Origin of the sequence: Mesotoga sp. UBA5847 (assembly GCF_002432735.1) — a bacterium.
In the GTDB taxonomy this organism is placed as follows: domain Bacteria; phylum Thermotogota; class Thermotogae; order Petrotogales; family Kosmotogaceae; genus Mesotoga.
Genome location: NZ_DJGL01000053.1, coordinates 15,259 through 28,519, shown reverse-complemented (window position 1 = coordinate 28,519; position 13,261 = coordinate 15,259). Strand labels below are relative to the sequence as shown.

The window sequence follows — 13,261 nt, the reverse complement described above, 5'->3', positions numbered from 1 at the left end:
CGCCCTATATTACGCCGTGTTTTTCGATCACTGTGGGCTCTTCGCTCTCACCAACGAAACTTCTCCCAAGCCTAACTGTGCAGTACTTGTCCATAATTACGTTTTCTATGTAAGCGCCTTCTTCGACGAGGCAGCCCTCAAGGAGAACTGAGTTCTTAACGGTTGCCCCTGCCATAACTCTAGTATCTCTGAACAAGACTGAATCTTCGATTCTTCCTCCAATTACGCATCCATCTGCAATGACTGAGTTGTTCATAGATGCCGTTCCGGTGATCTTCGGAGGTGGAAGATCCTTTAGTTTCGTAAATACTCTACCGTTCTCGTAAAACAACTCTCGTCTGATCTGAGGATCCAGGATATCGAGATTTGTCTTGAAATAGCATTTCTTGCTCTGCTTGATATCCCGCCAATACCCGTTGTATCTGTACTCTCTAACATTTAGCGAAGAGAGATTAGGAGAGATAATACCCTTAACAAGCTCGTTATAGCCGTTGGGAACCGCTGAGTAGAGAAGTTCTCGCAAGAGGAACTTGTTTACGAAGTAAACACCAAGAGCAACGCAGTCTCCCTCATCAGGGTTCTCAGAGGCATTTTCCTTCTCTATCCACTTTATTACTCTTCCGTTCTTGCATATGACTCTATCCATACCTTTCATACCACATTCACCATTCTTGTTTCCTGTTAGGACGGTTATGTCGGCCACCGTATCGAGATGATACCTGAATATCTTGGTAAGGTCAGTCTTGAAAATATGATCTCCAGAACCAATCAGTACCGAGTCTTCGTTCCCTCTCCGAAGTATGTCTATGTTCTGGAACAGAGCATCTGCAGTTCCCTTGTATCCCATGGAAGGATTATACGGTGAGTAGTAAGGCTGCAGAATGAAAAGACCGCCCTGTTTCCTGTCAAGATCCCATTCTTTACCGGAACCTATGTGGTCCATTAGGCTTCTAGGGCTGTATTGAGTAATAATGCCAACCTTCGATACCCCGGCATTGATCATATTACTGAGCGTGAAATCGATGGACCTGTACTTTCCGAAAACCGGTAGTGCGGCACTTGTACGAACTTGCGTAAGGGAACTCAAGTACTCACCTCGTCCACCTGCCAGGATTATTCCGAGAACTTTCATATGATCACCGCATTCCAGATCTGGATGCGATCTTCCTCCCTTCATCTCGAATTTGTTAGTCAGTACTCCATTAATGGTAAATTGGTCATCAGAGAGACCCCGGGTAAAGACAACTCGCCTACGCCGTCCAGATAACTCTGCATAAAATGGACAGCCTTGTCGAAGGCATCGCTGTAAAGTTCTTCAAAGGTCTTTTTACTCTCCCATCCAGCTATACTGTGAAACCAAGGTTTCATTTCCAGATTCAGCGGATCTGTATGAGTGTCTTTGAAAAAAGCCTCTTCCGGAGAGCCTTCCTTGATGCTGAATCTCTTGAGAATGATGCCCAGTCTGGAACGACCGTATATCCCCGCGAAATACTCGTTCATAGAGTTTATTGCCTTCTGGATAGAACAACCTTTCACTCCGTAGTACTCCTCAGCAATCGCTCTGTAAAGATCTTCTAGAGCTTCAGGTAGAGACTTGGAAAACTCGGCAGTCGGATCAAGGTCAAGAATAACTGCCTCTACTCTGTTCTTCAGTATTACTTTGTCTATCATTGTCTCAAGCTGCCGATACTTATATCCATTTCCCGCACGGGCGACAATATAATGATTAACGGTTGCATCGAGAAAGTAATGGCATATCACCCCGAGAGAGTAGAAGCGAGAGATCTCTTCGGCTCTTCTGCAGACCTCTTCGGCAAAATCATCACATCTCAGCGTATGAGAAAATCTCCAGAGAGAAAACTCCGGATCTTCTCTTGAGCAATACTGTCCAGGATCAGTAAAGAGGCACCCAAGATTGAACTCCTCTCTTTTGTCGGCTTCAAGATCGAGTCCTATTTCTTCCAGAACATCTTTTCCATACATGATATGAGTCCAGAAGCCGGGCAAAAAACTCACTCCTTCTCTACGAAGCCCCACAGACACTTCAAATAAAGGCTTTCAGGAACCTCCAAAAGCCACGGATGATCAGGTGACTGCAGAGTGATCGCCAAATGCGAAAACCTCAAGCCTCTTCTTTCTGTTGATCTTCTTACAGACTCTACTAGATGCTCAATCCCAATATTGTAGGCGCAAGTGCAGAGGCCGAGGATTCCCCCATCCTTCATTAACGGTAGCGTGCTCTCTACTAGCTTTCTGAAAAGTGAAATTCCATGCGGAAGCTCTTTCTTATGCTTAACAAAGGATGGCGGATCCAATACTACTATATCAAAATAGTCATTCTTTTCAAATTCATTAAGGAAGGCAAGAACATCGCTCTGGACTAACTGCAGCCGGTTATCCACCTTGTTCACTACGGAGTTCAGTCTTGCCCTTTCTAGATCTTCTTCCGACTTGTCGACACAAATCGCCTCTGCTCCGGAGAATGCCATGTTGAGTCCAAAGCCGCCCGTAAAAGAGAAGAGATCTAGCCCCTTTTGAAGCGACAGCTCCTTAGTAATCTTTCTGCAGAATGCTCTGGAGTCTCTTTGGTCAAAGAAGAATCCGGTCTTCTGGCTGTTCTTGACATCTACAAGAAATCTTAGGCCGTTTTCCTCAATTTCGATTGAGTCCGGTACCTTCCCGCAAAGCAGGCCGGTGTTTCTCTCAATTCTGTCGTCCACACCCATCTCAAAGTCGCTGCGTTCGTAGATTCCCATCGGGCTCAGAAGATCTGAAAGAAGGGTGACGATCATTTGCTTTCTTTCCTGCATGATCAGATTTCTGAACTGCACTGCTAAAAAATCGCCGTATCTGTCAACTACAAGTCCAGGAAGTCTATCCCCCTCGCCATGGATTAGCCTGTAGTAAGGTGTATCGAACAGCCTGTCTCTTTTCTGCAAGGATTTATTCAGAAGCTTTCTGAAGAAAGCCTCTCCCAGTTCTTCATCATGATTAGTTAGAACCATTATCGACCTCGTTGAACCAGGGTTGAAGAAGCCTTTCCCCAGGAACTCGTAAGTAGAAGAGAAGACATTGACTTCGCTTACTCTATCTGCAGAGCCTTCAAGAGAGAGGATTTCATCTTTGAAGATCCACGGGTAAGAATTCAACACCTTTCCTTCCTTTCCTTTTTTTATTTGCGCAATTAGCATCAGAGCTGCCCTTCAATCAACAGAGAATAGTCAAGAATCTCAGTTTTGTCAAAGAAGATATTCGTTTCGCGAATTGCACTTTCAATACTGTCTGAAGCGTGGATGAGGTTCTTTCTGACGGAGACGCCGAACCTTCCACGAATACTTCCCGGGTCTGCCTGGACCGGATCGGTTTTCCCGATGAGGATTCTCAATCTCTGAACGGCATCCTCACCTTCAAGAACTATTGCCACAACTGGGCCAGATTGTATGAAACCGAGCAAAGGTTCGTAGAAGTCTTTCCCGGCATGCTCCCTGTATAGTTCTCTAGCTTTAGACTCTGAAATCATAAGCATTTTGAGAGCTAATATCTTAAGACCTTTTTCCTCGATTCTTCTGATTATCTCTCCTACGAGGCCTCGCTGAATAGCGTTTGGCTTCAGATAAGCAAATGTTCTCTCCATAATACTTCCCTCCAATCAAATTCGTCATTCATTGCTATAATTAAAACATGGAGTGGTTCAACGGAGTAGTTAGCGACAGACTTGCCCGATTCTTGGCTCGAAATTCGGGAATAAGCGTGACTTTGGTAGGCAGAGACAGCGAATACTTGAAGACTTCGGCTTTGTCATTGGTCGAGTCCGATCCAAAATGGAACAGAAAGAGATATATTGAAGATTTTCTTCTTATAGAGCCTGAGAAAGGGAACATCGGAATTGACAGAGTGCGGGATATTGAAGAGATGATGCTCCACAAGCCTTCGGGAGGCAAGAGAAAGTATGTATTGGTCCATCAATGTGAAAAGATGACAGATGAGAGTGCAAATGCCTTCCTAAAAATACTCGAAGAGCCTCCCTGTTTTGCAACGCTGATAATGACCACTACTTCATGGCAGTCTCTTCTTCCCACAGTAAGGAGCAGAACGGTCTCTGTCGTTGTTGATGTTCCTGAAGAACTGATAGGTAAATTGAGAGATAAGTATGGGAATAGCGTATCGAGAATCTACGCATGTGCGCGACAGAACTTCTCTGTTCTTCGGTTCTTTCTTGATCAGGAAGTCGAGTCCATAGACTGGGGTTCGATGGAGGTTCCTTCAGACCTCAACGGACTGGTTTCTGTACTGTCTGAGAGTGAAGTTAACGAGCCGATAGATATTGTTAGACGAAGAAGAGCATTTGCTGCTCTCTGCAGAAGCATCGTAGAATCTGACAAATTCTTCACAACCTTCAGAGAAATCTCGCCTCTATTCATTGGGCAGGGCTCATTTGAAAGATCGCGTGAGCTCGTTGAAGTAGCCAGAAGCATACTGAGAGATGTAGTAATTCTATCGGCAGATACTTCCAGTAACTCTGTTGTAAACCTCGATCTGATAGAATGGCTAGTGAGTTTCGTGCCGGGAAAGGAGATCCTGGCAGATTTTGCTTGGTGTGACAGGTTCCTTAGACAGAGGACCTCATCTCAGAACTCGAATCTCGTTTCATTCAGAGCTCTGTACTCGGTTTCGAGGAGCCTCGTAAGAAGAGAAAACGGAGGTAATTAAGATGCCTGAAATATATGGAACTGTATATGGAGTCGAGTTTCATTCTGTTGGCAAGCTTTATCAGTACACATCTAGTGAACAGCTCCTAAAGCAGGGAGATCGTGTGCTTGCAATGAGTGAGTTCGGACTGGATGTGGGTAAGGTCATGTATGGACCAGTTGAGATTCGTATAGATGACTCAAAGGAAGAGCTGAAACCGATCGTTAGGGTAATGACTGATGAAGACTGGGAGACTCATGCAAAGAACAAGGAAGAGGCCGAAGCTGCTATGAATACCTGCCAGGAGCTGATAAAAAAGCACTCGCTTCCTATGAGATTGCTCGAGGCGAGATATATGTTTGATCGCTCAAGAATAGTCTTCTATTTTGGTGCCGACAGCAGGGTCGATTTCAGAGAGTTGGTGAAGGATCTTGCCAGGGCATTCAGAACGAGGATAGAGCTCAGGCAAGTTGGAATAAGAGATGAAGTTAAAATGACCGGCAGCCTCGGGTTGTGCGGCATGACAGCTTGCTGCGCCCGCTTCTTGAGACAGTTTGAGAGTATAACGCTCAAGCATGCGAAGAAGCAGCAATTGCTGATAAACCCTGCAAAGATATCCGGTAGGTGCGGAAGACTGCTTTGCTGTCTATCCTATGAACAGGAGCTCTATGAAAATGAGTTATTGGATATCCCTGATGAAGGATCTCTTGTCGACTATGAAGGAAAGACTTGCAAGGTTCTGACGGTGAACATCTTCATGAAAGTGATCACCCTGGTTGCAGATGACGGCCAGATGCTCAAGGTTCAGTTTGATGACTTTAGAATGAGCCAGAGATCTATTATTCAGGACACAAATCCCGATGAGCTAATAAAGAATAGAGACGAGGATATTTCGATTGACGGTTGAAGTGTGAATGGAGGTTGGATATGGCGCGTTTGCTGACGAAAGATGAGATTAAGAGACTAGAAAACCTTGGAAGAGTGTGCAGGGGAGACATCATAAAGATGACCACAGTTGCAAATTCCGGTCATCCGGGCGGTTCAATGTCATCGATAGACATATTCCTATCCGTTTATGATTTTGCAGAGAAAGATCCGAAGAACCCCTACGATCCCGAACGCGATAGGGTTGTTGTAAGCCACGGTCATACATCTCCCGGGGTATATGCGACACTTGGGAGATTGGGTTTTATAGACATTGACGAGGCAATTGCCGGATTCAGGCATCCCGGATCGATATTCGAGGGTCACATCACAAGAGGGATTCCTGGCGTAGAATGGACTACAGGAAATCTTGGACAGGGGTTGTCCGTAGGTGTTGGCATGGCCCTTGCTTCGAAAATCAGAGGGAAAAACAACAGGGTGATAGTAGCCATGAGTGATGCCGAACAGGCAAAAGGTCAGGTGGCGGAGGCAAGAAGAACGGCCAAGAAATACGAGCTCAATAACCTTGTTGTTGTTGTCGACTACAATGATGCTCAGATCTCCGGAAAAGCGAGCGACATAATGTACGTGGACATTAAGGCAAACTATCTTGCTGATGGATGGAAGGTTATAGAGGTCGACGGCCACGACTATGCCGAGCTCAATGAAGCTCTCGTGGAAGCGTTCGATTCAAAAATCCCCGCAGTCATAATTGGCAGAACAGTTATGGGAAAAGGTGTTTCCTTCATGGAGGGTGATGTTTCGTATCACGGCAAACCTCTGGATATGGAGAAGGCCGCCTCTGCGCTTGCCGAGCTTGGCCTTGAAAGTGATATCGAAAGATATGTCGAAATGAGGAAGGAGCTTCCTTCTTATCATGAACATGTGCGCCCCATAGACGAAGTGGTAAGACCGGTCACGGGAGATTCGATAGTTTATCCTGTTGACAAGAAGACCGACAACAGATCGGCCTTTGGAAGGGCTCTCGCAGATATTGGAAAGCTGAACAAGGGAAAAGTTCCGATGATGGTTGTTGATTGTGATTTGAAACCCTCAACGAAGGTAAACGAGTTCGAGAAGGTCTGGCCGGAGAACTTCGTTCAGATTGGAGTTCAGGAACATAATGCGGCAACGGTTGCCGGTGCTGCGTCCGTATGTGGTGTGCTTACTTTCTTTGCAGACTTTGGAGTCTTTGGAATCGATGAAACCTACAATCAGCAACGGCTGAACGACATAAACAAAGCAAACGTCAAAGTTGGGGTGACCCATGTGGGAATAGACGTGGGAGAAGATGGAAAGACTCACCACTGTATTGATTACATTGGGGCCTTGAGGAATCTATTTGGCTTCAAGCTGATCGTACCGGCAGATCCAAATCAGACGGACAAAGCTGTAAGGTATGTGAGCGCGACTGAAGGAAACTTCGTCATCGCAATGGGAAGATCTACTATGAATCCAATTTCCGATGAGAGTGGAAGAGCTTTCTTCGGCGATGGATACAAGTTTGAATATGGCAAGGTCGATGTTGTCAGGAAGGGAAAGGGTGTAACCATAGTTACGACCGGTCAGGTAACCCATAAGGCCGTTGAGGCTGCAGATAAGCTCAGGTCAGAGGGAATAGAAGTCACGGTTCTTAACGTCAGCTGCCCTCTAGAAGCGGATTTCGATAGCGTCAAAGAACACTTGTCCAAAGTCGTTATAACCGCAGAAGATCACAATGTGGAGAGTGGATTAGGCACGATTCTATCGGACTATTTGATCGACTCGAAGATAATGCCTGAGAGATTTGAGAAGCTTGGTGTAGAGAGATATATGTTCTCCGGTGATAATGAGCTGCTATTCGATCTCTGCGGTCTTTCGAGCGGCAAAATGGTTGAGAAGATCAGGAGAATTGCCCGGTAATGCTAAGCGTCGAGGAAGAAAAGCAAGTAAATGAGTTTTGCAGAATAAACGGAATTGAAGCAAACAGAGAGCTCGCTTTCAGGGCTCTCTGCCATTCCTCGTTCACCAACGAGCTCGCGCAGAACGGAGAGAGGATTCTGGAGTCAAACGAAAGGATGGAGTTTCTCGGAGATGCGGTTCTTGAACTGTCACTTGCGAAAACGCTGTTTGATGAATACTCATTGTCCGAAGGCGACATGTCGAAAATCAGGGCGATGGTTGGAAGCGAAAAAGTACTTTCCGATGTCGCAAGATTCATGAGGATAGGAGACTTCGTCTTTCTGGGAAAAGGAGAGAGGCAAATGGGTGGGTCTGATCGAGATTCTATTCTCGCAGATACGTTTGAGGCAGTTCTTGCTGCAGTCTTCTTGACAAGTGGATTTGAAGCCTCGGTCAGTTTTGTTCAGTCAAAGCTTTGCGACTATATTGATCAGGCGGTCAACGGCGAGTTGATTCTTGATTACAAGACCTCACTTCAGGAGTTAACCCAAGCTCGTTTCAGTTCTAGACCATCATATGAAACGATTCTGGACGAAGGACCACCTCAGGACAAGTGGTTCAAAGTCGGTGTTTTCTTGGATGGAAAGATTGTCGGTGAAGGAGAGGGTAGGACGAAGAAAGCGGCAGAACAGCTTGCCGCGAAGCACGCTCTTGAAGCTCTTCGTAAAGGGCTCGATAAGGCAGGTGCTGAGAAGTGAAGTACAGACATTTAGTCTCTTTTGTTTCAGAAGAAGAAAGCGACTTGATTGAGGGAATCAGCTGGAATGAAGGATTCTCTAATCTCTTCTTCGAGAAGACCGTCGACTCTGGAATTGCTCTGCATGTACTTCTTGAAGAAGGGGAGGAACTACCTTACTTCCTAAGTAAGATGGAGTTCTCCGATCTAGGGTTCACCGAACAAAAGGATTGGTTCGAGAAATGGAAAGAGACTCTGGTACCGTTCGAGCTCTGCAAAAGCGTTGAAGTCCTTCCTCTTGAGGAAGAGGAAAGAGTGGTCGATCCGAATAAGATCGGAATTATACCGGGAATGGCGTTTGGCACTGGCCTTCATGAGTCAACGAAGCTGGCTGCCTCTCTTCTTGTTGAAGCCGTTGTCAGAGGCTCTAGAGTTCTTGACGTGGGTTGCGGCACAGGTATCCTCTCGGCAATTGCTGCGAAGAAGGGCGCATCACAGGTCGTGGCGCTCGACATAGACGAGCACTCGGTAGAGAAGACCAATGAGACAGCAAGGATAAATGATGTGTGTATAGATGCAAGACAATCGGAATTTCTCTCCTCTGTAAAACCCGAAGAGCGTTTTGACATAATTGTCTCGAATATGATTGTAGAGCTTTTGAGAGAATTTGTTCTTGACCTAGAGAGTTTTCTAGATGAACACGGCACCGTAATCCTCTCGGGAATTTACAAAGACAAGTTCAGTGAGATCGGAAACCTTATTGAAGGAACCTTTCTTATAGAGAGCAGCAGGGAAGACGGAGATTGGAAAGCGATAAAATTGAGAAGAAAATAGTCTCTCTTCAACTAGGGAGAGAACTGAAGAACGACTTCAGAGTAGCCAGAGTCTGCGAATGGGGATTTCCGCAAGTTATTGAGTCCTCCCTCATTTCTTATGGAAAGCCCTTCCCGACGCTTTTCTGGCTGAGCTGCCCCTTCTTGAAGGAGAAAGTCTCCCGTCTTGAGAGCGGGGGAATGATAACTGAATTCGAGAAGAGAATCGAACGTGACGGCGATTTTGCAGACGAGTATCTCAAAGCTCATGAAGAAACCACGTTGATCAAAAAGAGAATCCTCGGTCGGTGCACTCTATCTGAATCGCAGAAGTTGCTGCTGCTTGGTAGAGGTATTGGAGGGATAAGAAATCTGAAAATGGTTAAGTGTCTTCACCTGCAGTTGGCTAACTTTCTTGGCGGTGTGAACAACCCCATTGGACGAGAAGTATGGAGTCTCTTAGAAAGAACCCGTTGTTCATCTGAGAGAGTCATTTGCAGAGAGTTGTTGAACCGAAATGAATGAACAAATACTGAACAAGGCTTCACAGCTTCCGGAAGAACCCGGAGTTTATATCTTCAAGGACGAAAAGAATGCAATAATCTACGTAGGAAAGGCAAAGAAGCTGAAGAGGAGAGTCCTCTCATACTTCAGAGAGTCGACGTGGTCTCAGAACGAAAAGGCCAGACGCATCGCCGAAGAGTCGGAGGATCTGGACTTCATAATGGTCACATCCGAAAGAGAGGCTCTGCTTCTCGAGGCCAACCTAATCTTCAGTAAAAAGCCGAAGTACAATGTATTCCTGAAGGATTCGCGTACTTATCCATACATATACATATCCGCTGAGGAGTATCCTTATATTGCGATCACGCGAACAAAGGAGCTCGAAGGCACTTATTTTGGTCCATACACGAGCGCCGGACTTGTCAGAAAGCTACTCGAATTCCTACAGAAAGTCTTCAAGATTCGCACATGCACATATGATCTCGGCAGGATAAAGAGACCCTGCTTTCTATATCATCTGAAAATGTGTTCGGCACCTTGCGTTGAAAAGGTCTCTCCTGAAGAGTATCAAGAGCAGCTTTCTGCGCTAACCGAATTCCTTGAAGGGGACACGATAAAAGTTAGAGAAGCTCTCCTCAAGAGGATGACTGTATTGTCGGAGGCTCTTCAGTTCGAAAGGGCGGCAGAAATAAGGGACATTCTGTCGTCGATGGATGACCTTTACGCCTTTCAGGGGGTTGAAGCCCCGCTAGATTTGAAGGCAGACATATTGGCCGTTTCGGCCGGGCTCGCTGCCCTGCTGCAGGTAAGGGGAGGAATGCTCTTGGGAAAGCTGGTTTTCGACTTCCCGGATGGTACTCCTATGGATTTCATTACCCAGTTTTACTACGCCAAGAAGAACAGAATTCCAAAGTCTTTAATCGTAACCGGTCTGAAGAAAAAAGATGTGAGGCAATTCAGAAGAGATTTTGATTACATTGGAGATCCCCGTGATGAGCAGGAAGAGAGACTTCTGAGTATCGCCTTCAAGAATATCGACGAAGAGCTGAAGATAAGACTTAATGCGGCTCATTCGCTGCGACAGGCTCAGCAGATACTTGGACTGAAGAGATTTCCCTCGAGAATCGAGGGGATCGATATCTCTCATACACAAGGTCTCTACACAGTCGCTTCAGTAGTAGTTTTCGATAACGGTAAGCCGAACAAGTCGGAGTACAGAAGGTACAGAATAAGCGAGCTTGAAGAACCAAATGATTTCGAAGCAATGGCAACCGTAGTCAAACGGCGATACACAAAGTACCCTCTCCCCGATCTTCTGCTTATAGACGGAGGAGAACCTCAGTTGAGAGCAGTTGAGAAGGCATTTGCAGAGATAGGGATCGAAGAATACGAGATAGTTGGACTCGCAAAGGAGTTCAACGAGCTTGTGTTTCTTGATAATCGCGACAGAGTAAGACTCAAAGAAGAACATCCGGTGTTGAGAATGATCATCTCTATAGACAATGAGGCGCATCGATTCGCAATTAACTATCACAGAGTTCTGAGGGAGAGGAGATTTCTAACTTCGAAGATAGATGATATTCCAGGAATAGGACCCAAAAGAAAGAAGGCACTCTTGAAGGCCTTTGGAAGCATCAAAGGAATCTCAAAGGCCTCTGAAGATGACCTCCGCTCTGTCTTGAAAAACAGTAAGGCGGTTGAAGCCGTAACGAGATGGGCTAGTGAAAAAAGTGGAGACTAAGCTCCACTTTCATCTCTTATCGGCAGGACAATTATTACTGAACTTTCTCTTTTAGCTCTTTGCCAGGTCTGAATTTCGGAACCTTCCCGCCAGGAATCTCGATAGCTTCCTTCGTTCTCGGGTTGACACCCATCCTGGGCTTTCGCATGGTAACTTCAAACGTTCCGAAACCTATTAGCTTAACTTCCTGGTTCTTTGAGAGTTCTTCCCCTACCACGCCGATAAAGCTATCAACTACGTCTCCGACAAGTTTCTTGGTTGCTCCAGTTCTTTGTGCAAGAACAGCGATAAGTTCTTTCTTATTCACAGGTACACCCCCTAGCTAGAATTCAGATCACAACCAAATTCTAACATTTTCTAATTGACTTCTGCAACATAGAATCATCTGAAACCGTTTGACGAAAAGGATTTCAACAAGTCAATGCTCTACAATGCCTTATGGGCGCAGGTTGTCGAAGTTGAGCACGTCCTTATGCGCCTCGATTGTGCTAGTGTAAGAAGAGAGGTCTAGAACGCCATTCCCGCTCAGAGTGAACACAATAACCTTCTCTTCTCTGTTTTTCCTTGCCTCAATTGCTCTTCGAACAGCACCTGCAATTGCATGGGTTGACTCCGGTGCGGGAACAATACCCTCCGTTGTAGCGAAGAGAAGACCTGCTTTGAAAGTCTCTTCTTGAGGGAAAGCTTCCGGAGTGACAATGCCTTCTTTCACTAATCGCGACACGAGAGGAGCCGCACCGTGATATCTGAGACCACCGGCATGAATTGCGGGTGGAACAAACTCTCTCCCAAGCGTATACATCTTCAGCAGCGGCGTGAATCCAGCAGTGTCTCCGCTGTCGTACCGATACTCGCCTTTAGAAAGCGTAGGACATGATTCTGGCTCGCAGGCAACGAACTCAATTTCCTCTCCTTCGAATACCCTCTTCACAAACGGCAAGATTGATCCGCCGAAGTTTGACCCGCCACCGTGACAGCCAAGAATCGATGAAGGCTTTTCGCCAAGGATCTCCAGCTGCTTTTCAATTTCCAGACCAATCACTGTCTGATGAAGAAGAACGTGATCGAGAACACTTCCGAGAGAGTACTTTTTCGTCTTAGAATTCAGAACGATTTCGATAGCCTCGCTAATTGCCATTCCCAAGGAACCTGAGAAATTCTTCCTGTCTTTGAGGAACTTCCTTCCGCTTTCGGTGTGTTCACCAGGGCTCGGCTCAACCTCTCCATTAAACATTCTCATCATGTGCTGTCTCATTGGCTTCGACTGGAAACTGTTTCTCACCATGAAGACTCTTACCGTCAAACCGAATTTCTTGCCCGCATACGAGAGGGCGCTACCCCACTGTCCGGCCCCCGTTTCAGTAGTTAGCTCGGTTATTCCATCGGCCTTGTTGTAATAAGCCTGCGCTATTGCCGTATTCGTTTTGTGACTTCCGGTCGGGGAGTTGCCTTCATACTTGTAGTATATCCTCGCTGGAGTGTTGAGATACTCCTCGAGAAAGGTCGCCCTTATAAGTGGACTGGGGCGGAATACCACATACTCATCCAGAACGGGCTCAGGAATAGGGACGAACCTTTCTTCACTCATTTCCTGCTCAACAATCGACTTCGCGAAGATCGCCATCATATCTGCAGGATCGATCACCTCATTGGTTGCCGGATTCAAAGGCGGATCCATCTTGAATGGTAAGTCAGCCTTTATGTTATACCAGCTTCGTGGAAGCTCCTCCGACTTCAAATTCACAATAATTCTTTTCTTCATGCCAATATACCTCCTCAAAAGTAAAGGGGCTCTCAACAATGAGAGCCCCTTCAATATGGGTTTACCCTAGTAGCGAAAGGCTAACCCCCACCGAAGGGGCAGCTCCACCACCAGAACATATTCAGTTTATTAAGAAATTGATTGACAACCATAATAATCCCTCGCTGAATTAGCTTAACCAAATATACTACTTCGGTATGTTACAAGTCAAG

The 13,261-nt window shown here is 46.0% G+C and carries 13 protein-coding genes; 7 read left to right on the top strand and 6 right to left on the bottom strand.

The window, feature by feature from the left end:
- Positions 1-4 precede the first annotated feature (4 nt).
- Genes glgD through ndk form a run of 4 tightly spaced genes read right to left on the bottom strand, consistent with a single transcriptional unit; the run spans position 5 to position 3,634 of the window.
- Positions 5-1,132, bottom strand: coding sequence for a glucose-1-phosphate adenylyltransferase subunit GlgD (gene glgD, locus B3K91_RS05625; protein ID WP_102818945.1), 1,128 nt, complete (start codon positions 1,130-1,132; stop codon positions 5-7).
- A gap of 59 nt (positions 1,133-1,191) precedes the next feature.
- Positions 1,192-2,016: a zinc dependent phospholipase C family protein gene (locus B3K91_RS05620; RefSeq protein ID WP_258394245.1), complete on the bottom strand. Its 825-nt coding sequence runs from the start codon at positions 2,014-2,016 to the stop codon at positions 1,192-1,194.
- On the bottom strand, positions 2,013-3,191 hold the full coding sequence (locus B3K91_RS05615; protein ID WP_112109498.1) for a class I SAM-dependent rRNA methyltransferase: 1,179 nt from the start codon (positions 3,189-3,191) through the stop codon (positions 2,013-2,015). The genes B3K91_RS05620 and B3K91_RS05615 overlap by 4 nt, the downstream gene beginning before the upstream one ends.
- The gene (ndk, locus tag B3K91_RS05610) at positions 3,191-3,634 is read right to left on the bottom strand and encodes a nucleoside-diphosphate kinase (RefSeq protein WP_099829330.1); all 444 of its coding nucleotides are present in this window, start codon (positions 3,632-3,634) and stop codon (positions 3,191-3,193) included. Before ndk ends, B3K91_RS05615 begins: the two co-directional genes overlap by 1 nt.
- Before the next feature lie 47 nt (positions 3,635-3,681).
- Here ndk and B3K91_RS05605 point away from each other — a divergent pair, with 47 nt between their 5' ends.
- The 7 genes from B3K91_RS05605 to uvrC are packed head-to-tail and all read left to right on the top strand — an operon-like array spanning position 3,682 to position 11,287.
- Complete coding sequence (locus B3K91_RS05605) at positions 3,682-4,710, top strand: hypothetical protein (protein ID WP_214079405.1); 1,029 nt, start codon at positions 3,682-3,684, stop codon at positions 4,708-4,710.
- Position 4,711: 1 nt separating this feature from the next.
- Positions 4,712-5,596, top strand: coding sequence for a PSP1 domain-containing protein (locus tag B3K91_RS05600; RefSeq protein ID WP_214079404.1), 885 nt, complete (start codon positions 4,712-4,714; stop codon positions 5,594-5,596).
- Positions 5,597-5,616: 20 nt separating this feature from the next.
- On the top strand, positions 5,617-7,515 hold the full coding sequence (locus B3K91_RS05595; RefSeq protein WP_214079403.1) for a transketolase: 1,899 nt from the start codon (positions 5,617-5,619) through the stop codon (positions 7,513-7,515).
- Complete coding sequence (gene rnc, locus B3K91_RS05590) at positions 7,515-8,252, top strand: ribonuclease III (RefSeq protein WP_099829326.1); 738 nt, start codon at positions 7,515-7,517, stop codon at positions 8,250-8,252. The genes B3K91_RS05595 and rnc overlap by 1 nt, the downstream gene beginning before the upstream one ends.
- Positions 8,249-9,064 (top strand): 50S ribosomal protein L11 methyltransferase, encoded by an 816-nt coding sequence (locus tag B3K91_RS05585; protein ID WP_214079402.1) that lies wholly within the window; start codon positions 8,249-8,251, stop codon positions 9,062-9,064. The genes rnc and B3K91_RS05585 overlap by 4 nt, the downstream gene beginning before the upstream one ends.
- Positions 9,034-9,567, top strand: coding sequence for a DUF501 domain-containing protein (locus tag B3K91_RS05580; RefSeq protein ID WP_214079401.1), 534 nt, complete (start codon positions 9,034-9,036; stop codon positions 9,565-9,567). The genes B3K91_RS05585 and B3K91_RS05580 overlap by 31 nt, the downstream gene beginning before the upstream one ends.
- Positions 9,560-11,287 (top strand): excinuclease ABC subunit UvrC, encoded by a 1,728-nt coding sequence (gene uvrC / locus B3K91_RS05575; protein ID WP_214079400.1) that lies wholly within the window; start codon positions 9,560-9,562, stop codon positions 11,285-11,287. The genes B3K91_RS05580 and uvrC overlap by 8 nt, the downstream gene beginning before the upstream one ends.
- A gap of 34 nt (positions 11,288-11,321) precedes the next feature.
- On the opposite strand, the gene B3K91_RS05570 is transcribed toward uvrC, so the two are convergent.
- Entirely contained in the window at positions 11,322-11,594 is a 273-nt protein-coding gene (locus B3K91_RS05570) for an HU family DNA-binding protein (RefSeq protein WP_099829322.1), read from the bottom strand.
- 129 nt (positions 11,595-11,723) lie between these two features.
- Positions 11,724-13,049 carry a TrpB-like pyridoxal phosphate-dependent enzyme gene (locus tag B3K91_RS05565; protein ID WP_214079399.1) on the bottom strand — a complete coding sequence of 442 codons (1,326 nt, stop codon included), beginning with the start codon at positions 13,047-13,049 and terminating at the stop codon, positions 11,724-11,726.
- Positions 13,050-13,261 lie beyond the last annotated feature (212 nt).

Excerpts from the sequence above, each read along its gene's own strand:
- B3K91_RS05605 (WP_214079405.1), top strand. The coding sequence starts at position 3,682 with ATGGAGTGGTTCAACGGAGTAGTTAGCGACAGACTTGCCCGATTCTTG.
- rnc (WP_099829326.1), top strand. The coding sequence starts at position 7,515 with ATGCTAAGCGTCGAGGAAGAAAAGCAAGTAAATGAGTTTTGCAGAATA.
- glgD (WP_102818945.1), bottom strand. The coding sequence starts at position 1,132 with ATGAAAGTTCTCGGAATAATCCTGGCAGGTGGACGAGGTGAGTACTTG.
- B3K91_RS05600 (WP_214079404.1), top strand. The coding sequence starts at position 4,712 with ATGCCTGAAATATATGGAACTGTATATGGAGTCGAGTTTCATTCTGTT.
- ndk (WP_099829330.1), bottom strand. The coding sequence starts at position 3,634 with ATGGAGAGAACATTTGCTTATCTGAAGCCAAACGCTATTCAGCGAGGC.
- B3K91_RS05595 (WP_214079403.1), top strand. The coding sequence starts at position 5,617 with ATGGCGCGTTTGCTGACGAAAGATGAGATTAAGAGACTAGAAAACCTT.
- uvrC (WP_214079400.1), top strand. The coding sequence starts at position 9,560 with ATGAATGAACAAATACTGAACAAGGCTTCACAGCTTCCGGAAGAACCC.
- B3K91_RS05615 (WP_112109498.1), bottom strand. The coding sequence starts at position 3,191 with ATGCTAATTGCGCAAATAAAAAAAGGAAAGGAAGGAAAGGTGTTGAAT.
- B3K91_RS05565 (WP_214079399.1), bottom strand. The coding sequence starts at position 13,049 with ATGAAGAAAAGAATTATTGTGAATTTGAAGTCGGAGGAGCTTCCACGA.